This window comes from Rhodococcus sp. ARC_M12, from assembly GCF_022810385.1.
Lineage (GTDB): Bacteria > Actinomycetota > Actinomycetes > Mycobacteriales > Mycobacteriaceae > Rhodococcoides > Rhodococcoides navarretei.
The window spans coordinates 660,845-680,992 of sequence record NZ_JALGQI010000001.1 but is presented as its reverse complement, the minus strand read 5'-3'; the positions used below and the strand labels follow the sequence as shown (position 1 = coordinate 680,992).

The following is a 20,148-nucleotide window of genomic DNA, read 5'->3' as shown; positions in this document are numbered from 1 at the left end:
AACTCAGGTGAAGTCAAGGGATACGCGCGTGACCGTGGTCAAGCTCACTCTGTTAGGCTCGCTTTAGCCTTCTGCGCTCCTTTGTACCCCGAGTGAACAGATTTCGCTCGTGATTTCACGAGAACTGTGCTGTACGCCGCCCCGTATACCCAGGGATGAGCCCTCTCACCTGGTCGGCGCGACGACCTCCAGCGCGTCGGGAGTCGAGAAGAACTCGGCTTCCGTACGTTCGCCCAGGTAGTCCCCATCCATCTGCAGACCGACCGGCTCCGCCGAAGAAATTCGGACACTCGGCACATCGTCGATCCGAATCAGCTTGCGAGACTTGGGTTCTGCACCCTTTGCCAGTAACTGGCGCGACACCCGCAACGTGGGGAACAGAGCAGTCGACCGCATGCCGAACACGCCGAGACCCGAGTCGAAATCGGTACCCGGATTGGTGTGCACCGGCCTCTCGTTCAAATACGTCCACGGACTCGAGTTCGACACGAACGCATAGTGCACACCCTCGAACGGATCCTGCCCGGGAACCTCCACCGTCAACCGAGCCGGACGGCGCTTGTGCTTGAAGAACTCCTGCACCGAGAAGCGGAGGTAACGCGTCGCCGACACCGGCGTTCCGTCCTTGCGGCTCGCATCGATCGCCCGACACACATCCGCGTCCAAACCCATCCCCGCATTGAACGTGAACCACCGATTGTCGCAATGCCCCAAGCCCACGGTCCGCCGCGCTCGCGCATCCAACAGGCCGATCAACTGATTGGTCGCCGCCACCGGATCCGCCTCGATACCGAGGGAACGGGCGAACACATTCGCACTGCCGCCTGGAACGACAGCAATAGGCGGAATCGCGCCGATCGTCACCGCCTGCATCGACGTCGGCAACGGCACTCCCAGCAAACCGTTGATCACCTCGTTGACCGTTCCGTCACCGCCGTGAACGATCACCAGGCCGACCCCGTCCTCACGGGCACCACGCGCGAGCTCCGACGCATGATCACGATGAGTCGTCTGCGCAACCGTCACCCGCACCCGACTCGACAATGCATGAGCCAACAGATCCCGAGCCGCAGCCGTCGTAGAAGTCGCATTGGGATTGACGATCAGCAGCGCACGCACGAGCACTGACACTAACCGGGTCGTTCCGCAGGCTCCACTCCGGTTGCCTGGGTCGTTCCGCAGGCTCCACTCCGGTTGCCTGGGTCGTTCCGCAGGCTCCGCTCCGGTTGCCTGGGTCGTTCCGCAGGCTCCACTCCGGTTGCCTAGGCTGGTCGCGTGTCCACCTCTCCCGAGAACCTCACCCCGCCGGCCACGTTCCGATCCGCCGGGGCGCTCGTCGCAGCGCAGGGCGTGGCCTCGTTGGTGGCCGCGTTCGTCCTACTCGCCCGGGCGTTCTCCGGTGAAGGGGAGAACGCCGTCGCCAACGGATACGGCACCGCGGGGTGGTTCGGCGTGCTGGGCCTCGGAGTCGGTGCGGCAGGCGTCGCCCTGATCCTCGGCAAACGGTGGGGACGGTCCATCGCCACCGTCGTGCAGCTGCTGTTGCTCCCTGTGGTGTGGTCGCTGTTGACCGGATCGCATCAGACCGTCTACGGCGTCGCTCTCGGTGTCGTGGTGCTCGGCGTGCTGGTGTTGCTGTTCAGCCCGCCGTCCTCTCGGTGGATGGCCGCCGAGTACAGCGACGTCGACGACGAACTCCGTTGAGGTAGTCGCTAGCGAGCTTGTGCGGCCAGCTCGGCCAGTGCATCCGCGGTCAGCCGGAACGTGGTCCACTCGTCCTGTGGCTCTGCTCCGAGCGAGCGGTAGAAGCCGATCGACGGGGTGTTCCAGTCCAGAACCGACCAGGCCAACCGCGTGTACTGCCGATCGACGCATTCGGCGGCCAACGCGGCGAGCAGTGCCGTTCCGAAGCCTTCTCCGCGCGCGGCGGGCTGCACGTAGAGATCCTCCAGATAGATTCCGTTCACACCGTCCCACGTGGAGAAGTTCAAGAACCACAGCGCGCACCCCACCACCGTCCCCTCGTGTTCGGCCACGTGCGCGAACACCGACGGCCCAGCGCCGAACAGAGCGGCACGAAGCTGCTCGTCTCGAACGGTGCACAGCGACGACGACTTCTCGTACGCGGCCAGTTCGTGCACGAGTGCGGTGATGGCGGGAACATCGGCCTCGGTGGCGCGGCGAATCATCCTCGGTTTCCTTTCTGTGCCGTGGCAGCGGTGAGAATCGAAGGGTGCACGTTGTGCGCGACGAGCTGGCGAAACGAGTGTTCGAAGCCGAGCAACGAATACGCGGCTGGCGAGAGGGCGAAGCGTTTGCCCTCGGTGACGGGGGCTTCGGTCCAGCCGGCGATCAGTGCGCGCGAGAAGTGGCCGTGGCCGACCAACACGACGTCGCGGCCGCTCAACAACGGCAGGACGACCGAGAGGACCAACTCGACGCGGACGGCGATGTCACCGATGGATTCACCACCCGGACACGGATGCGTCCATACGGTCCAGTGCGGCACCGTCTCGTGGATCTGCGTCGACGTGATGCCTTCGTAGTCGCCGTAGTCCCACTCGGACAACGCATCCCATGTTCGATCGACCTGCAGGCCTGCGAGCTCGGCGGTTCTGCGAGCGCGCTCCCGCGGGCTCGTGATCACCAGGGGATCGCGCAGCTTCAGCAGCCCGAGCAGCGATCCGGCCTCGACGGCCTGTTGCTCACCGGTACTGGTGAGAGGGACGTCGGTGTTGCCGGTGTGCTTGCCCGCCAGCGCCCATTCGGTCTCGCCGTGCCGGAGTAGAACGACTCTGCCTGCCTCGACGCCGCCGTGTGTGGTCATGGAACGATCATGCCTCCCGCGCGGATGTGGCCCTTGTCATAGGTGGCCTGCAGATGTGTCCGATTTGCCGATTGAGTACGGACCTACCGGCCGGTTACATTCGTTTCACATTTTTGCTCTTCGGGCGACGCAGCTCTGCCGTCGTGCGGCCCGCTGCCTCGTAGCGCCTTCTCATCGACCAGGAGAATCATGACCGACCTGCAGAAACCCGCGTCGTCCGATGCGCCGGAGAAGCTCGACGGTGCGTTGTTGAAGATCGCCGGGGTCGTCGTACTCGGGGCCATCATGTCCATTCTCGACGTCACCGTCGTCAGCGTCGCGCTCCGGACCTTCACCGACGTCTTCGATACGACCTACGCCAACGCCGCATGGACGATGACGGGCTACACGCTCGCCCTTGCCACCGTCATCCCCCTGACCGGGTGGGCTGCCGATCGGTTCGGAACCAAGCGGCTCTACATCACCGCGCTGGTGCTGTTCGTCCTCGGTTCGGTGCTGTGCAGCTTCGCCTGGGACATCACGTCTCTCATCGTGTTCCGAGTGCTGCAGGGCCTCGGCGGCGGCATGTTGATGCCCCTGGGCATGACGATCATGACGCGCGCTGCCGGCCCCGAGCGAATCGGGCGCGTGATGGCCGTCCTGGGTGTCCCGATGCTCATCGGGCCCATCGCGGGACCGATCCTCGGCGGCTGGCTGATCGAGGCGGCGAGCTGGCACTGGATCTTTCTCATCAACCTGCCGATCGGCATCCTCGCGCTGATCGCAGCCGTGGCGATCTTCCCCAAGGACAATCCGACTCCGTCCGAGTCCTTCGACTTCCGGGGAATGCTCATGCTCTCGCCCGGACTCGCTCTGTTCCTCTACGGCGCGTCGTCGGTCGTCGAAACCGAGACCGTTCTTGCAGTGCAGGTGCTGGTCCCGGTCATCGTCGGGCTCGTGTTGATCGTGCTCTTCGTCTTCCATGCACTGCGCGTGCAGCATCCCCTGATCGATCTACGACTGTTCGAGAACAGATCGCTGACAGTGGCCGTGATCACCACGACGCTCTTCATGGTGGCCTTCATGGGCGCGGGCCTGCTGTTCCCCAGCTACTTCCTGCTTCGAGGCGAAACGACACTGACGGCCGGACTCCTGCTCGCACCGCAGGGCATCGGCGCGATGATCGCGATGCCGATCGCCGGGGTGATTGCCGACAAGTTCGGTCCCGGCAGGATCGTGCTGGTGGGCATGGTGCTCATCACGGCAGGCATGGCCGTGTTCACACAGGTCGGCACCAGCACGTCCTACACATTGCTCATCGGTGCGCTCTTCGTCATGGGACTCGGCCTCGGGTCGACCATGATGCCGATCATGACGGCCGCGCTACAGACGCTGACCGACGACACGGTCGCACGCGGTTCGACGTTGATGAACATCGTTCAGCAAGCAGCGGGGTCGATAGGCACCGCGCTGATGTCGGTGGTGTTGACCGCTCAGCAGAAGCCCGCGCTGACCGCGACCAGTCAGTTCGAGGCCTTCGACATCTCGGCCAGGGCCTTCGGCACCACCTTCATGGTTGCGTTGGTTCTGATCGTCGCCACGTTCGTTCCCGCCTTCTTCCTGCCCAGGACGAAGCACGTGAGCGAGCGGTCTTCAGCTCCGATCACGCTGCACTGACGCGCCCGAGAGATGCCGAACCCTCGCTCATCGGCTCGATGTAGGCAAGGATCAGGGCCGTGACGACAATTCTCGCGGTAGCGAATCAGAAGGGCGGCGTCGCCAAGACCACCACGGTGGCTTCCCTCGCGGCAGCGCTGCATGCTCTCGATCGGCGAGTCCTGGTGGTCGACCTCGACCCGCAGGGTTGCCTGACGTTCTCGCTCGGACACAACCCGGACAAGCTCGATTCCTCGGTGCACGAGGTGCTGACCGGGGATGCGAAGGTCGAGGACGTGCTGATCGAGACTGCGGAAGGAATCGTGCTGTTGCCGGCGACGATCGATCTCGCCGGCGCAGAAGCTCTGTTGCTGATGCGTGCGGGTCGAGAATTCGCACTCAAACGAGCTCTCGCGCCGATCCTCGAGGACTTCGACGTCGTCGTCATCGATTGCCCGCCTTCACTGGGAGTGCTGACCCTCAACGGGCTCACCGCCGCGCAGTCGGTGCTCGTGCCCCTGCAGTGCGAGACTCTCGCTCATCGCGGGGTCGGTCAGTTGTTGCGGACGGTGTCCGAGGTGCAACAGATCACCAACCCCGACCTGGCATTGCTCGGTGCCCTTCCCACACTGTTCGACGCCCGCACCACGCACAGCAGAGATGTGCTCGGCGATGTCTCGGACCGCTATTCGATGCCGGTTCTCGCGCCGCCGATTCCGCGGACCGTACGCTTCGCCGAGGCCAGTGCATCGGGCGCAACCGTGCTCTCAGGACGAAAGAACAAGGGCGCGCAGGCCTATCGAGAACTCGCCGAGAATCTGCTGGCGTACTGGGACGGCACAGCCGATCTGAAGACCTACGACCCGGCACAGTAGAACCACGCCGACGCGAACGAGTCAGCCGAGAGCGACCACGTCGGCACCGCGCTGTTCGACGACCACATCGCCGATCACCGACGTCTGTATCGGGCCGTCGTAGCCCCCTCGGTCGACCGGAATGTCGGCCAACGAGACACCGGTGGCGATATCGACCACCGAGATGGCGTCGGGCACGGGTACGAGAAGTCGGCCGGCCATGACCGCTCCACCTCCGAGGGCTCCAGGGACGGTCCAGAGCGGACTCAGGCCGGTGGAATCGAACGCCTGGACTCCGGTGCCGGTGAACCAGCTGAACACCGAGCCTGCTGTTGTCGCAGGGAAATTCGGGGAGTCCCGGATAGGGGAGAGGTCTTCCGGGAGAATGAATTCGGATGTTCTCGCGGCCGTACCGTCGTACAGGCCCACTCGGTCCGGAGTGCCGTTCGCCGCTGGAATGTAGAGCGCGACAAGGCTTCCGGTGATCGCGATGATGCGTCCGGCAGTCGGTCCCTCCGCTTCGGGAACGAGCTCGGGCACCACCGTCGACCCGTATTCCTCGGGTTCACTCGCATCCTCGGGTGCCGGGTCGAGCAACGACAACCGAGCAGCAGCTTCTCCCGGGCACTGTTCGAGCACCGCTGTTCGTGAGTTCGTCGAGGCCGAGGACAGCAGCGTGCACCCGTTTCTCGGCTGGCTCCCCGGATTGACCGGAGCATCCACGCGCCCGTATTCGAGTGTGCGCACCATGTCCGATCGCCACAGCTCCATGCGGGTGTCGCCTCTCGACGTCACGTAGGTGCCGTCGGACGACAGGCGCACCGCATCGTCGGCGTCGGACGTGCGTTGAGCCGTGCGTTCTCCCGTTGGCCCGTCGAGTTCGGTCACCTGCGAGCAGCCGCGGTCGTCACGGTAGACCGCGACCGCCGTATTCCACGACGAGACCACCGAGCACAGTGGGAGATCGCGTGTGTACGACCAGGATTGCTCACCCGACCGTGGATCGCGGCCGAGGACGGAACCGCCGTCGGCAGTGACCACCGTGGAGCCGGTGACGACAGGAAACGGGGTTCGCGCCGATTCCGTCGCCGCGCTGGGCGCGCGCCACAGTTCGGTCAGGGCAGTAGGCACCGAGGTCGCTGGTTCGGCCTGGGGCAATGGCTCCTCGGCCGGTATCGACGTGGTACCGCGAGCGTCGCCGGTGAACCAGGCGATGCTCGCGGCAACCACTACGACCACTGCGATGACGGCGGCAACGGTGAGGTCGGTTCTCGTCCGACGTTCTGGAGCCAGCACGGCGGAATGTTATTCCGATGCGCTCGCAGTCGACGGTCCGGCCTCGGCGGACGATCCGCTGGAGCGACGACGCCTGCGGCGGCGCGGAGCGGTCTTGGTGGCCGTGTCGGCGGACACCGTGTCTGCCGTATCCGACTGTCCGGCAACCGAATTCGAGGCAGGTGTGGCATCGGCCTGTGTAGCGGAGGTTGCGGCAGCGTTGTCGCCGTCCTGCCCTGCGCGGGTACGACGGCGACTGCGCGAGCGGCGCGGCTTGGTCGCCGCCGACGCGTCGGCCGCAGGCGCTGCCGTGCTCGTCTCGCCGTCGTCGTCCGCCTTCTCCGGGGCGCGCGAGGGTGCCTTGCGCACCGTGCCGGTGGCGTCCGTGGCGATACCGAGGTCGGTGAACAGGTGCGGCGAGCTCGAGTAGGTCTCGACCGGATCCGGCATCCCGAGGTCGAGCGCCTTGTCGATCAGCTGCCAACGGGGGATGTCGTCCCAGTCGACCAGGGTGACGGCGATGCCGGTGCGTCCTGCGCGGCCGGTGCGGCCGATGCGGTGCACGTAGGTCTTCTCGTCCTCGGGGCACTGGTAGTTGATGACGTGGGTGACGTCGTCGATGTCGATACCGCGTGCTGCGACGTCGGTTGCCACCAGCACGTCGATCTTGCCCGTCCGGAACGACTTGAGAGCCTTCTCGCGCTGTACCTGGCCGAGGTCACCGTGCACGGCTCCGACCGAATATCCGCGCTCGGCCAGTTCGTCGGCGACCTTCTGAGCGGTGCGCTTGGTGCGGGTGAAGACCATCGTGGCACCGCGACCCTCGGCCTTGAGGACCTTGGCGACCATCTCGACCTTGTCGAGGGCGTGCGCCCGGTAGACGTGCTGGGCGGTGCGGTCGTGTACGGCCGAGGATTCCGCTTCCTCGGCGCGGATGTGCGTCGGCTGCGTCAGGAACGTCCGGGCCAGGGTGATGATGGGTCCCGGCATGGTGGCGGAGAAGAGCATCGTCTGCCGCTTGTCGGGAACCATGCCGAGAATGCGTTCGATGTCGGGCAGGAACCCGAGATCGAGCATCTCGTCGGCCTCGTCGAGAACCAGAACCCCGACCTTGCCGAGTATCAGGTGGTTCTGCTTGGCGAGGTCGAGCAGTCGGCCGGGGGTACCGACGACGACGTCGACGCCGCTCTGGAGTGCGCTGATCTGCGCCTCGTACGGACGGCCGCCGTAGATGGAGAGCACCTTGACGGGGCCGTTGGCGCCGCTGAGGTACTTGGACGCGTTCTCGAGGTCGGAGCTGACCTGAACACACAGTTCACGGGTCGGCACGATCACCAGGGCGCGCGGGGTGCCGTCGAGCGGGGAGGTACCGGAGTTGTCCGTGGCGAGTCGGTGCAACAGTGGCACACCGAAGCCGAACGTCTTGCCCATTCCGGTGCGCGCCTGCCCGATGAGGTCGTCGCCCGCGATGGCGAGCGGCAGCGTCAACTCCTGGATGGCGAAGGTGCGCTCGATGCCCATTTCGGAGAGCGCGCGAACGATGGTGGCGTCCACGTTCAGCTCGGCGAACGTGGGCGGCACATGCGTGTCGTCCAGCTGCGCCGACAGAGTGGTGTCGCCGGTATCGGATTCTTGGTCGATGACTATCTTGCTCAGGGGACTGGCCTTCCTCGTGGTCGAACGTGCGCACGAGGAAGGGCACAGGCCTATTGCCGGCCGAAGTCGATGCCCTCGATCCGATGTGATGTCGCCGTCGGCCTCAGCGCGGCCGCGAACGTCGATGTTCGCTGCGGCGAAGCCGTCATGGCGACCCGGATCAGGTGCGCACACATTATCGATGACCGTCGCGTGCTTCATCGGTCCGTTCCATCGGCCCGCGAGCGACGATCGAGCACCATGGTAGCTTGCCGAACGGAATTCTCCATCGTCGGCAGGTCACGGCCGGTCCGACGCGTGCCGCGACGAGGCGTCGCGCACGGGACTACGATTGCCAGCCATGGGAGCCCATTCGTCGGAGCCGTCGTCCTCAGTTTCACCCACCACGCTCGTCGAGTCGCCCGAGTCGGACCGAGCCGAGCCGGCGATCGCACACGATCACCCCGGTATTCCGGATCTGTTCGCGGTGCTCGCGTACGGCGAGATCTCTGCGTTCTATCGCCTGGCCGAGGACGCTCGAATGGCACCGTCCATGGAGGGTCGCGTCGCCCTGGCGAGCATGGCGGCCGCGGAGATGAGCCACTTCGAGACGCTGCAGCGCGCTCTGTCGGACCGCGGGCTCGACGTCTACGCGTCGATGGATCCCTTCGTTCGGGCACTGGACGAGTACCACGAGTCGACGACGCCGTCGACGTGGTTGGAGTCGTTGGTCAAGGCATACGTGGGTGACGGCATCGCGGCCGACTTCTATCGTCAGATCGCGCACAGTCTCGACCCGGACGTGGCCGAGATCGTCCGCGAGGTGCTCGCCGAGACCGGACACTCCGAGTTCGTCGTGCACGAGGTGTCCGACCGTGTGCGGGCCAGCTCCCAGGAGAAGGCGCGACTGATGCTGTGGGGACGTCGTCTGCTCGGGGAGGCCATCACGCAGGCACAGTTCGTGCTCGCCCGCCGTGAATCGTTGACCGACCTGGTCATCACCGCCTCGGGAGACCTCAACGGGGTCGTGGCGCTGTTCGATCGAATGCAGGAGCAGCACTCGGAACGTATGTCCTCGCTCGGCCTGGACTGACCGCCGGAGCCCGGTGTTCGCTGACAGCACACCGATGATTGGCGGCTGGGTCGACGCCGCTGCACTAGCCTGGCGTGAGCAGAGTTGTCGAGAGTTCGGAGGTTGACCGTGGAGGTCAAGATCGGTGTTTCGGAGAGTTCCCGTGAGCTCGTCGTGAACAGCACGCAGTCCCCAGCCGAGGTCGAAGCGCTCGTGTCGACCGCCTTCGCCGACAAGGACGGAGTGCTGTCGTTGGAGGACGAAAAGGGACGCAAGTTCTTGGTTCAGGCTTCCAAGGTGTCGTACGTGGAGATCGGCCCGTCCGATCCACGAAAGGTCGGGTTCGCCACCACCTGAGATTTCGGTCGGAACGCAACGCGCCCCTCACTCCATGTGGTGAGGGGCGCGTTGCGTCGGTGGGACCGAGCTACGGCGACTGCAGGGGGACGTGTGACAGACCGCCCCACGCGAGCGAGACCGTCGTGTCGACGGCGTCTTCCTTGGAGATCGGGCGGTCGGCTTCGAGCCAGTAACGCGCGGTGAACTGGCTGGCGCCGACCAGGCCGACGGCCAGCACGCGGGCCCGATACGGATCGAGTCCCGAATCGTGGGCAACCAGGTCGAAGACGGCGTCGACGCATGCCTCGGTTGCCTGCTCGACTCGCGCGTTGACCTGTGGATCACCCATCAGATCCGACTCGAACACCAGGCGGAAGCCCTGAGTGTCGGTGTCGACGAAGTCGTAGAACGCCAGCACCGCGGCCCGAACACGCTGCCGATTGTCCGTCGTCGAGCGCAGGGCCTGACGGACGCCCGCGATCAGGGTGTCGACGTAGCTCTGCAGAACCGCCAGGTACAGCTCGAGTTTTCCGGGGAAGTGCTGGTACAGGACCGGTTTGCTCACGCCCGCGCATTCGGCGATCTCGTCCATTCCGGACGCGTGATACCCGCGGGTGACGAATATTTCGCTCGCAGCGGCGAGCAATTGCGCCCGACGGGCATCGCGCGGCAGCCGTGCGCTGCGCCGATTGCCGGTGGTCGCCGGCCGGTCCGAGGACCGTCGGTCGTCGAGATCTGTCATCTGATTCTGTTCCCATCGCGTCGACTACTGCGCTCGTCTTGGTTCGACAACGAGCGATCCGGCATGAACTCCCGGCGGGTGGCCGTCGGTTCGGACCGCTCGTAGCGCAGATCACGGGCAACGATACTCGTGGCCGTCGGCACCATTGGAATCCTGGGGGATCGTTCCGAAAAGTAGCAAAGCCGAATCGGATCGAACGGTTTGTTCGTAGGATGTTTTTCGTACCGAAAGCCCGATAGTTCCAGCCCCGGCATCGGCGTGCCGAGCGGCGGGCGGTGAGGATTGTGAGATCGTGTTCGAGTGACTGACCGAGGCGGGCCGCGGATCCGCGGTGGTGTGCAGTCCGGCGGCGTCGACGACGAGTACGACGATCGGTCGGACGACTTCCCGCGCACGGTGGGAAGTCGAGGGTCCCATCAGCCTCTTCGTGCGCAGTGGGATCCGACGCAGCGCGAAGTCAAACAGCGCAGTCGTCGACCGGAACGCGATGTACGGAAGCAGAGCCAGCTCGGCAAGTTCGCGTCCACCTACGGCTGGCGTGCGTACGCGGTACCGATTCTCATCGTGGTGACCGCGCTCGTCGTATTCGATGCCGTGCGTACCGGCGACCCCGTCACCGGTACCGCAGCCCAATCGACCAACGCCGATCCGGGCTTCGGCACCCTGAGTTCGGATACGACGGCAGGAACCGGAATCATCGGCGTGCCACCGCAGGCCGACGGCAACTTCGCCGCGTCGATCTCCTCGGGGGAACTACCCGACGGTGGTCCGTTCGCTGTGGAAGGTGCCGGAACTTGGCGCACGGTGCTGGGCACCACCGAGCAGGTGGGTCAGGGGACCGAGCGGGTGTTCACCTACACGGTCGAGGTCGAGGATGGTGTCGACACCGTCGGATTCGGCGGCGACGAGTCGTTCGCCCGCCTGGTGGATCAGACGCTCGCCAACCCGAAGAGTTGGACCAACGATCCACGGTTCGGATTCCGGCGAATCGATCAGGGCGATCCCGACTTCAGGATCTCGCTGACGTCGCAGCTGTCGATCCGGCAGGCCTGTGGTTACGACATCCAGCTCGAGGTGTCCTGTTACAACCCGGGCATCGAACGAGTGGTGTTGAACGAGCCGAGATGGGTGCGCGGCGCAATCTCTTTTCAGGGCGACATCGGCTCGTACCGTCAGTACCAGATCAACCACGAGGTGGGCCACGCCATCGGCTATCAGCAGCATCAGCCGTGCGAGACCGACGGTGGCTTGGCCCCGGTGATGATGCAGCAGACCTTCGGAACGTCCAACGACGACATCGCGCGTTTGGACCCGGAGGGGGTCGTGCCGATGGACGGAAAGACGTGCAGATTCAATCCGTGGCCTTACCCGCGAGGGTGATCGGCCGAGAGTCGGGACGGACCGGGGGTTAGATTCGAACGCGGCGCGCCGGGTCATCGGGTGCCGTGTCGAGTCGAGGAGCGTCGCTGCGTCGTGGTCCATCTACCCCCGCTGGTCGAACCCGCCGGTGAACTGACACCCGAGGACGTCGCGCGGTACAGCCGGCACCTGATCATCCCCAGCGTGGGAACCGAGGGGCAGAAGCGGCTGCGCAATGCTCGCGTGCTCGTCGTCGGTGCCGGGGGGCTGGGGTCACCTGCATTGCTCTATCTCGCGGCCGCGGGCGTGGGGACGCTGGGCATCGTGGAATTCGACGACGTCGAGCTCTCCAATCTGCAGCGTCAGATCATCCACGGCCGGTCGGATGTGGGTCGCTCGAAGGCAGACAGCGCCAGGGACTCGATTCTCGAACTCAACGACGGCGTCGAGGTGACGCTGCATCGCGTTCGACTCGACTCGTCCAATGCCCTCGAGCTCTTTCGGCAGTACGACCTGGTACTGGACGGAACGGACAATTTCGCCACCCGATACCTCGTCAACGATGCGGCCGCTCTGGTCGGTATCCCGTACGTGTGGGGCTCGATCTATCGATTCGAGGGTCAGGTATCGGTGTTCTGGGACGCAGCGCCGGGTGGCGTCGGCATCAACTATCGCGATCTGTATCCCGAGGCTCCGCCGCCGGGCATGGTGCCGTCGTGCGCCGAGGGTGGGGTGCTGGGGGTGCTGTGTGCGTCGATCGGGTCGATCATGGTGACCGAGGCCATCAAGCTGATCACCGGAATCGGCGAGACGCTGCTGGGCCGACTGATGATCTACGACGCGTTGGCAATGAGCTATCGGACCGTCGGACTGACCCGTGATCCGCATCGAACGCCGATCACCGAGCTGATCGACTACGAGGAATTCTGCGGAGTGGTCCCGGCCGCCGAATCCACTGGCGAATCGATCACTCCGGGGGAGCTGCGCGCGATGATGCAGTCCGGGAACGAGGTTGCCCTCATCGACGTACGTGAGCCGGTGGAGTGGGACATCGTCCACATCGACGGTGCTCGACTGATTCCCAAGGACCGAATCCTCTCCGGGGCGGCGATGGCCGATCTGCCGCAACACGTCCCTATCGTGCTCTACTGCAAAACCGGCATCAGGTCCGCTGAAGTGCTCGCCGCCCTCGTCGGTGCCGGTTTCTCCGACGCCACCCACCTGCACGGCGGAATAGTGGAGTGGGCCAAACAAATCGAACCCGGTCTGCCCATCTACTGATGTGGTGCGTGTGCGCGTCGTCCGCAGCGGCACCACGATCGGCGGTACCGTGAAGTTCGTGAGCTCTGTCGAACCACCTCAGCACGTGATCTCTACGTTCGGGCTGCGCGATGTCGAGCCGGCACCTCTCGGTGCGGACTGGGACGGCGGATGGCGTCTGGGTGACGTGGTTCTGTCGCCGGTGGCAGACCATGCGCGCGCCGCGTGGTCGGCAAAGGTGCGCGAGACGTTGACGGTGGACGGGGTTCGGCTCGCTCGCCCTGTGCGCTCCACCGACGGTCGGTACGTCGTATCGGGCTGGCGCGCAGACACGTTCGTGGCCGGTGAGCCCGAACCCCGCCACGACGAGGTCGTCTCGTTGTCGATGCGCTTGCACGCGGCGACGGCACAACTCGAGCGCCCCCGATTTCTGGTTCAACCCCCGGTGGCCCCGTGGGCGGACGTGGATGTGTTCGTCGCAGCGGACAGAGCGGCCTGGGAGGCCGTTCCACTGCGCTCGGCTCGCGGCGCGGGCGCACCCGAGCCGTCGTCCACTGACGGCAAGAGCAGTCTCGAACTGGTCAAACAGCTTGCGACGCTGCGTAAGCCCGTGGAGTCACCGGACCAATTGGTGCACGGCGATCTGTTCGGAACGGTGCTGTTCTCGGGCAGCGATGCGCCCGGCATCAGCGACATCACCCCGTATTGGCGTCCTGCACCCTGGGCTGCCGGGGTGGCCGTGGTCGACGCACTGTCCTGGGGGGATGCCGACGACGGTCTGGTCGGCCGCTGGGACGATCTACCGGAATGGCCGCAGATGTTGCTGCGCGCGTTGATGTTTCGTCTCGCAGTGCATGCGCTTCATCCGCGATCGACGTCCGAGGCCTTCCCCGGTCTCGCGCGAACAGCGGACTTGGTGCGCCTCATTCTGTGAGTTTCGCTACGCGGGCGAGCGGTTCGGCCAGCTCGTGGAACAGCGATCGAGCGGCGAGCATCGCGCGGGCGGCGTCACCGTCGATGACCGCCTGTACGAGCGCGGTGTGTTCGTCGACGTAATCGTTGTCGTGCTCGATGGCGTGGTGGCGCATGGCGTCGTGGATCACCGGTAGCAGCGAATCGTAGAACTCCAGGTAGATCGCGTTGTGACTGGCCGCGACGATGGCGCGGTGCAGGTGGGCGTCGATCCGAACGGCATCGGCCAGTGGCGTCGGGTTCGACCAGGCCACGTTGCGGTCCTCCAGCGCGCCGAGCATCACACGGATGTCGTCGTCGTTGCGACGGTCGGCTGCGAGTGCGGCCGCTGTGACTTCCAGGGTTTCGCGTAGCTCGGTGACGTCGCGGTGTCGGGCGTCCGAGAAGTACTTGCCGAGCGTGCCGCCCAGATCCGAGCACGTCATGACGAACGTGCCCGATCCCTGCCTGCGCTCGACCATGCCGGCGTGAACGAGTGCCTGCACCGCTTCGCGCACGGTGTTGCGTCCGGTGCCGGTCATCTCACACAGTTCGGGCTCGGTGGGGATCCGTGTGCCCACCGGCCATCGCTGCGACGTGATCTCGTCGCGCAGCTGAGCGGTGACCTGGGAAATCAGGCTCGATCGCTGGACCTGCCGCACGTGGACTCCTCGGGCTGGGGACGTTGCGCCGTCGATACTAGTGCTTTGCACCCGATGATCCGGTCATCCTATGATTACGCGGTGAGTGCCCCTACCGTTTCCGAGACCACCCCGACCGGTACGTCGCTCGTCCGCGGCCGCCTCCTGGTGTTCGCGGCCATCGTTCTCTCCGCACTGACTCTGCGCGCCGCGGTGACGTCCATCAGTCCACTGTTCGGCAGGATCGGCACCGACCTGCAGTTCGGGGACACGGTGATCGGCATCGTCGGAATGTTGCCGCCCGCGATGTTCGCCGTGTTCGGGCTGGCCACGCCGCTTCTGGCCAAGCGCACCGGACTCGAGCGAGCCGCACTGCTGGCCATGGCTCTGACCACCGTCGGCATGGCCACCCGCGCGTTCGCGCCGAACACCGCGTCGTTGCTGGCACTGTCCGCGATCGCTCTCGCAGGCATGGGTATCGGCAACGTCGTCATTCCGCCGTTGGTCAAACGGTATTTCTCCGATCGCCTCGCAGTGGTGAGCACCATCTACATCTGCGCCATGCAGATCAGCACCATGATTCCGCCCCTGCTCGCGGTCCCCGTCGCGGATGCCCACGGGTGGCGGCTCTCGATCGGAGTCTGGGCGATCGTCGGCGTTGCCGCAGCACTGCCGTGGCTCGGCGTCGTGATCTCCCGACGCGGCCGCGACGAGAAGGACGTCTCGGCCGAGGCCGGTTCGGCGGCCGTCCACACCCGGTCCGGTGGCCGGATCCATCACTCCTCGCTCGCGTGGGGAATGGTGATGATGTTCGCGATGACGTCGCTGATCACGTACTCCATGCTCACCTGGCTGCCGACGCTGTTGATCGACTCGGGTATCGGCGAAGGGTTGGCCGGTGCCTCGGTTGCCGCCTTCGGCGCGATGGGGTTGATCACCTCGTTGGCTGCGCCGACTCTCTGCGCGAAACTGGGCAATCCGTTCGGCCTCGTCATGCTTGCCGCGGTGTGCTACCTCGGCGGCTTCGCGGGCCTGCACTGGTCGCCCGGCACCGGAACGGTGGTCTGGGTGTGCCTGATCGGGCTCGGCACGATGACCTTCCCGATGTCGCTGACGCTGATCAACCTCAGGACGCGCACGGCGGTGGGATCGTCCTCGCTCTCGGGATTCACCCAGGGGCTGGGTTACGTGGTGTCCTCGACGGGCCCGATCCTGTTCGGGCTGTTGCACACCGAGTCCGGGGGATGGGGACTGCCGCTGGTTCTGCTGACCGGCTGCGTGGCGGTTCTGCTGGTCGGTGGGTTCCTCTGCTGCCGACCGCGGATGCTGGAGGACACCTGGTGATGCAGAACGCTCGGTGACACTTCATCTCACGTCGGTGCTCGAGGGCGCGTGAGACCAAGTTAATCAGCGAGTCACCGCACGCAGCGCCGCTGCAACATGGCTTTCCTATGTTCGGTCCACACACCGATCAGGAGGCCACACGTGACCAGCCTTTCTCGCAGCGCTTCGGCAGATGCCGACTCCGCCACCACGGCGGCCGTTCCGCCCGGAACAGTTCCCGTCTCCGTCGACCATCACATCGCGCACTGGAATTCCGAGGACGTCGAGGCCTGGGAGGCCGGCGGCAAGCAGATCGCCAAGCGCAATCTGATCTGGTCGGTCATCGCCGAGCACGTCGGATTCTCGATCTGGTCGATCTGGTCGGTGATGGTGCTGTTCATGCCGTTGTCGGTCTACGGAATCGACGCTGCGGGCAAATTCTTTCTCGTGGCCGTACCCACACTCGTCGGGGCGATCCTGAGGATTCCCTACACCTTCGCCACGGCCAAGTTCGGTGGACGTAACTGGACCATCTTCAGTGCGCTGGTGTTGCTGATCCCCACCGTGCTGACGATGTACTTCATGCTCAACCCGGCGTCGTACACCACGTACATCATCGTGGCCGCGTTCGCCGGACTCGGTGGTGGCAACTTCGCATCCTCGATGACCAACATCAATGCGTTCTATCCTCAACGCGAAAAGGGATGGGCGCTCGGGCTCAACGCAGGCGGCGGCAACATCGGCGTGCCCGTCATCCAGCTCATCGGCCTGTTGGTCATCGCCACCGTCGGAAACACCGCACCCGAGATCGTCTGCGCCGTCTACCTCGTGTTCATCGCGCTGGCCGCCGTCGGTGCCGCGCTGTACATGGACAATCTCGACAACCAGAAGACCAACGGCCGGTCCATGATCGACGTACTCAAGTTCTCGGACTCGTGGTGGATCGCGTTCCTCTACATCGGTACGTTCGGATCGTTCATCGGATTCAGCTTCGCGTTCGGACAGGTTCTCCAGATCAATTTCCTCGCCGGCCTCACCGACGGAGCGCCTGCAACTCCGTCGCTGCAGGCGCAGGCGTCGCTGCAGGCCGCCCAGATCGCCTTCATCGGGCCGTTGCTCGGCTCGCTGTCTCGTCCGTTCGGCGGCAAGCTCGCCGACAAGATCGGTGGCGGCAAGATCACCCTGTACACGTTCGTGGCGATGACCTTCTCCACCGGAATTCTGGTCGCGGCCAGTACCTGGGACGATTCGACTCCCGGGGCGGCCAGCGGCACCGTCATGGTGCTCTTCGTCGTCGGATTCATCGCCCTCTTCCTGCTCTCCGGAATCGGAAACGGATCGGTCTACAAGATGATCCCTGCCATCTTCGCCGCGAAATCCACTGCGCTGCAGGGTATGACCGTCGACGAGCAGCAGCACTGGTCGCGCAAGATGTCCGGCGCACTCATCGGCATCGCCGGCGCGATCGGCGCTCTCGGTGGTGTGGGCATCAACCTGGTGCTCCGCGCGTCGTACTCGGGTGAAGCGAAGTCGGCCACCACGGCATTCTGGGTGTTCCTTGTGTTCTACGTCGTGTGCGCCGCCGTCACCTGGGCGATCTACCTCCGTAGGACGAACTCCGCGGATGCCGACGCACCGGTCGCGGTCTGAGGATTCATCACCGGCAGGGACGAGACGCAGTGCACGGCAACGCAGAATCGGAAGGACCCGTTGTGAAGAACGCGGTAGTGGTAGGTCATGGAATGGTCGGACACCGATTCGTCGAAGCGTTGCGTGCGCGCGACGAGGCGGCCGAGTGGAAGGTCACGGTCCTGTGTGAGGAAGCACTGGCGGCCTACGACAGGGTGGGACTGTCCTCCTACGTCGGTGCCTGGGACCACAAGGAACTCGCATTGGCGGGCAACGACTATCCCGGTGACACACTCGTCGAGATGCGCACCGGAGTCCGTGCCGATCGCATCGACCGTGACCACCGCACCGTCGTGACCTCGACGGGCGACACGGTCGAGTACGACGCACTCGTCCTCGCCACCGGTTCCTACCCGTTCGTCCCGCCGATCACCGGACACGACCTGCCCGCGTGCTTCGTCTACCGCACCCTCGACGATCTGGACAAGATCCGTGCACGCGCCGACGCCGCTGGACCGGGAGCCGTCGGTGTCGTGGTCGGCGGTGGCCTCCTCGGTCTCGAAGCGGCCAACGCGCTGAAGAAGATGGGCATGACCCCGCACGTCATCGAGTTCGCTCCACGATTGATGCCGCTGCAGGTGGACGAGGGCGGCGGCGCGCTGTTGGCCCGTCTCGTCACCGAACTGGGGTTGAACGTCCATGTGGGAGTGGGCACGTCGTCGATCGCCGAGAACGACCGCGCAGGCCTGACGGTCGAATTGAGTGACGGCAGCACGATAGACGCCGCTCTGCTGGTGTTCTCCGCCGGTGTACGGCCCCAGGATCGGCTGGCCCGCGAGAGCGGCCTCGAGGTCGGCGAACGCGGCGGCATCATGGTCGACATCGGTTGCAGTACCTCCGATCCCGCCGTCTACGCCATCGGCGAATGCGCGGCGGTCGAAGGTCGGTGCTACGGCCTGGTCGCACCCGGATATTCGACGGCGGAGGTCGTGGCGGACCGATTGCTCGGCGGCGCAGCGCAATTCCCTGGTGCCGACATGTCCACCAAACTCAAGCTCATGGGAGTCGATGTCGCGAGCTTCGGCGACGCGATGGCGGCCACTCCGGGGGCTCTGGAGGTGGTGTTCAGCGACGCACCCAAGGGCACGTACGCCAAGCTCGTCGTGACCGACGACGCGAAGACCCTCCTCGGCGGCATCCTCGTCGGCGACGCCTCCGCGTACTCGCTTTTGCGTCCGCTCGTCGGACGTGAGTTGCCCGGTGACCCGGGTGCCCTGATCTCACCCGCAGCCGAACAGGTCGGTATCGGTGCGCTGCCGGACGACGCCGAGATCTGTTCCTGCAACGGCGTGAGCAAGGGTGCCATCTGCTCGGCTATCGCCGACGGAGCCTGCGATCTGCCCGCCGTGAAGAGCTGCACCACCGCGGGGACCACCTGCGGCGGATGCCTGCCGTCCATCAAGTCGTTGCTGGCGGCGTCCGGGGTGGTGCTCTCGAAGTCGTTGTGCGAGCACTTCTCTCAGTCCAGGGCCGAGCTGTTCGAGATCGTTCGGGCCACCGACACCCGTACGTTCTCCTCGCTGATCGCCAAGTACGGTGCGGGAACCGGCTGCGACATCTGCAAGCCCGTCGTGGCGTCGATCCTCGCATCGACGTCCTCCGATCACATTCTCGACGGCGAGCAGGCGTCGCTGCAGGACACCAACGATCATTTCCTGGCCAACATCCAGAAGAACGGCACGTATTCGGTGGTGCCCCGGATGCCAGGCGGCGAGTGCACGCCCGAGCAGCTCATCGTCATCGGCGAGGTCGCTCGCGATTTCGGGCTGTACACCAAGGTGACCGGAGGCCAGCGCATCGACATGTTCGGTGCCCGCGTCGAGCAGTTGCCGGCGATCTGGAAGCGCCTCGTCGACGCCGGGATGGAATCTGGTCAGGCGTACGGGAAGTCGCTGCGCACGGTCAAGAGCTGCGTGGGATCCACGTGGTGCCGATACGGCGTCCAGGACTCGGTGGGTATGGCAGTGGACCTGGAGAACCGTTACCGCGGCCTACGGTCGCCGCACAAGATCAAGTTCGGCGTCTCGGGTTGCGCGCGAGAATGCGCCGAGGCCCGTGGCAAGGACGTCGGAATCATCGCGACGGAGGGTGGCTGGAACCTCTACGTGGGCGGGAACGGTGGTCAGTCACCGAAGCACGCTCAGTTGCTGGCCTCCAACCTCGACGACGCCACCCTCGTCAGCTACATCGACCGCTACCTCATGTTCTACGTGCGTACCGCCGACCGTTTGCAGCGCACGGCACCGTGGCTCGAATCGCTCGACGGGGGCCTGGACCACCTCAGGGCCGTCGTGTGCGAGGACAGCCTCGGGATCGGCGCAGAGCTCGAAGCAGACATGTCACGTCACGTCGCCGGATACCAGGACGAATGGGCCGGTGTGCTCGAAGACGACGAGAAGCTCGGTCGATTCGTCTCGTTCGTCAACGCCCCGAGTGAGGCCGACCCCACCATCTCGTTCGACGAGTCCGGGGCTCGCAAGGTCCCGGTGCTGATGGGGATGCCTCGCGTCGGCGCATAGGGCGAACGCGGGACCTGACAACCGGCG

Annotated in this window: 18 protein-coding genes; 11 read left to right on the top strand and 7 right to left on the bottom strand. The window is 65.3% G+C overall.

The genetic code is table 11. From position 1 onward, the window contains the following. Positions 1-165 precede the first annotated feature (165 nt). A complete protein-coding gene (locus MTX35_RS03190; RefSeq protein ID WP_243593529.1) occupies positions 166-1,119 on the bottom strand; it encodes a diacylglycerol kinase family protein in 954 nt (317 codons plus the stop codon). A 156-nt stretch (positions 1,120-1,275) separates the two neighbouring features. On the opposite strand from MTX35_RS03190, the gene MTX35_RS03185 reads away from it, so the two are divergent. Then, positions 1,276-1,704: a hypothetical protein gene (locus MTX35_RS03185; RefSeq protein ID WP_243593528.1), complete on the top strand. Its 429-nt coding sequence runs from the start codon at positions 1,276-1,278 to the stop codon at positions 1,702-1,704. 8 nt (positions 1,705-1,712) lie between these two features. On the opposite strand, the gene MTX35_RS03180 is transcribed toward MTX35_RS03185, so the two are convergent. Together MTX35_RS03180 and MTX35_RS03175 are read right to left on the bottom strand one after the other, a co-directional pair. Then, the gene (locus MTX35_RS03180; protein ID WP_243593527.1) at positions 1,713-2,189 is read right to left on the bottom strand and encodes a GNAT family N-acetyltransferase; all 477 of its coding nucleotides are present in this window, start codon (positions 2,187-2,189) and stop codon (positions 1,713-1,715) included. Beyond that, complete coding sequence (locus tag MTX35_RS03175) at positions 2,186-2,827, bottom strand: acid phosphatase (RefSeq protein ID WP_243593526.1); 642 nt, start codon at positions 2,825-2,827, stop codon at positions 2,186-2,188. The genes MTX35_RS03180 and MTX35_RS03175 overlap by 4 nt, the downstream gene beginning before the upstream one ends. 189 nt (positions 2,828-3,016) lie before the next feature. Here MTX35_RS03175 and MTX35_RS03170 point away from each other — a divergent pair, with 189 nt between their 5' ends. Then, positions 3,017-4,483 (top strand): DHA2 family efflux MFS transporter permease subunit, encoded by a 1,467-nt coding sequence (locus tag MTX35_RS03170; protein WP_243593525.1) that lies wholly within the window; start codon positions 3,017-3,019, stop codon positions 4,481-4,483. Between the two features lie 59 nt (positions 4,484-4,542). Then, positions 4,543-5,337: a ParA family protein gene (locus MTX35_RS03165; protein ID WP_243593524.1), complete on the top strand. Its 795-nt coding sequence runs from the start codon at positions 4,543-4,545 to the stop codon at positions 5,335-5,337. A gap of 21 nt (positions 5,338-5,358) precedes the next feature. On the opposite strand, the gene MTX35_RS03160 is transcribed toward MTX35_RS03165, so the two are convergent. Both MTX35_RS03160 and MTX35_RS03155 read right to left on the bottom strand, forming a co-directional pair. Next, positions 5,359-6,612, bottom strand: a complete 1,254-nt coding sequence (locus MTX35_RS03160; RefSeq protein WP_243593523.1) for a hypothetical protein — start codon at positions 6,610-6,612, stop codon at positions 5,359-5,361. 9 nt (positions 6,613-6,621) lie between these two features. Continuing rightward, entirely contained in the window at positions 6,622-8,448 is a 1,827-nt protein-coding gene (locus tag MTX35_RS03155) for a DEAD/DEAH box helicase (RefSeq protein ID WP_243593522.1), read from the bottom strand. Positions 8,449-8,587: 139 nt separating this feature from the next. Between MTX35_RS03155 and MTX35_RS03150 the strand changes: the two genes are divergently transcribed. Next, positions 8,588-9,319: a ferritin-like fold-containing protein gene (locus MTX35_RS03150; RefSeq protein WP_243593521.1), complete on the top strand. Its 732-nt coding sequence runs from the start codon at positions 8,588-8,590 to the stop codon at positions 9,317-9,319. Between the two features lie 108 nt (positions 9,320-9,427). Continuing rightward, complete coding sequence (locus tag MTX35_RS03145) at positions 9,428-9,655, top strand: DUF3107 domain-containing protein (RefSeq protein WP_243593647.1); 228 nt, start codon at positions 9,428-9,430, stop codon at positions 9,653-9,655. Between the two features lie 70 nt (positions 9,656-9,725). On the opposite strand, the gene MTX35_RS03140 is transcribed toward MTX35_RS03145, so the two are convergent. Continuing rightward, complete coding sequence (locus tag MTX35_RS03140; protein ID WP_094674752.1) at positions 9,726-10,379, bottom strand: TetR/AcrR family transcriptional regulator; 654 nt, start codon at positions 10,377-10,379, stop codon at positions 9,726-9,728. 300 nt (positions 10,380-10,679) lie between these two features. Here MTX35_RS03140 and MTX35_RS03135 point away from each other — a divergent pair, with 300 nt between their 5' ends. From MTX35_RS03135 to MTX35_RS03125, 3 genes are all read left to right on the top strand, one after another. Then, on the top strand, positions 10,680-11,759 hold the full coding sequence (locus MTX35_RS03135) for a DUF3152 domain-containing protein (protein WP_374230222.1): 1,080 nt from the start codon (positions 10,680-10,682) through the stop codon (positions 11,757-11,759). 93 nt (positions 11,760-11,852) lie between these two features. Continuing rightward, positions 11,853-13,019: an adenylyltransferase/sulfurtransferase MoeZ gene (gene moeZ / locus MTX35_RS03130; protein ID WP_243593520.1), complete on the top strand. Its 1,167-nt coding sequence runs from the start codon at positions 11,853-11,855 to the stop codon at positions 13,017-13,019. A gap of 58 nt (positions 13,020-13,077) precedes the next feature. Beyond that, entirely contained in the window at positions 13,078-13,932 is an 855-nt protein-coding gene (locus MTX35_RS03125; protein WP_243593519.1) for a TIGR02569 family protein, read from the top strand. On the opposite strand, the gene MTX35_RS03120 is transcribed toward MTX35_RS03125, so the two are convergent. Further along, positions 13,922-14,611 carry a FadR/GntR family transcriptional regulator gene (locus MTX35_RS03120; RefSeq protein ID WP_243593518.1) on the bottom strand — a complete coding sequence of 230 codons (690 nt, stop codon included), beginning with the start codon at positions 14,609-14,611 and terminating at the stop codon, positions 13,922-13,924. The two genes, MTX35_RS03125 and MTX35_RS03120, sit on opposite strands and share 11 nt — an antisense overlap. Positions 14,612-14,692: 81 nt before the next feature. On the opposite strand from MTX35_RS03120, the gene MTX35_RS03115 reads away from it, so the two are divergent. From MTX35_RS03115 to nirB, 3 genes are all read left to right on the top strand, one after another. Then, positions 14,693-15,934: a CynX/NimT family MFS transporter gene (locus tag MTX35_RS03115; protein ID WP_243593517.1), complete on the top strand. Its 1,242-nt coding sequence runs from the start codon at positions 14,693-14,695 to the stop codon at positions 15,932-15,934. Positions 15,935-16,171: 237 nt separating this feature from the next. Next, complete coding sequence (locus tag MTX35_RS03110; RefSeq protein WP_243593645.1) at positions 16,172-17,563, top strand: NarK/NasA family nitrate transporter; 1,392 nt, start codon at positions 16,172-16,174, stop codon at positions 17,561-17,563. A gap of 62 nt (positions 17,564-17,625) precedes the next feature. Further along, on the top strand, positions 17,626-20,121 hold the full coding sequence (gene nirB, locus MTX35_RS03105; RefSeq protein ID WP_308198098.1) for a nitrite reductase large subunit NirB: 2,496 nt from the start codon (positions 17,626-17,628) through the stop codon (positions 20,119-20,121). Positions 20,122-20,148: the final 27 nt, after the last annotated feature.

What these genes read in the sequence shown, in the direction of transcription:
- MTX35_RS03140 (WP_094674752.1), bottom strand. Translation starts at nt 10,379, where the DNA reads ATGACAGATCTCGACGACCGACGGTCCTCGGACCGGCCGGCGACCACC.
- MTX35_RS03170 (WP_243593525.1), top strand. Translation starts at nt 3,017, where the DNA reads ATGACCGACCTGCAGAAACCCGCGTCGTCCGATGCGCCGGAGAAGCTC.
- MTX35_RS03155 (WP_243593522.1), bottom strand. Translation starts at nt 8,448, where the DNA reads ATGAAGCACGCGACGGTCATCGATAATGTGTGCGCACCTGATCCGGGT.
- MTX35_RS03150 (WP_243593521.1), top strand. Translation starts at nt 8,588, where the DNA reads ATGGGAGCCCATTCGTCGGAGCCGTCGTCCTCAGTTTCACCCACCACG.
- MTX35_RS03175 (WP_243593526.1), bottom strand. Translation starts at nt 2,827, where the DNA reads ATGACCACACACGGCGGCGTCGAGGCAGGCAGAGTCGTTCTACTCCGG.
- MTX35_RS03180 (WP_243593527.1), bottom strand. Translation starts at nt 2,189, where the DNA reads ATGATTCGCCGCGCCACCGAGGCCGATGTTCCCGCCATCACCGCACTC.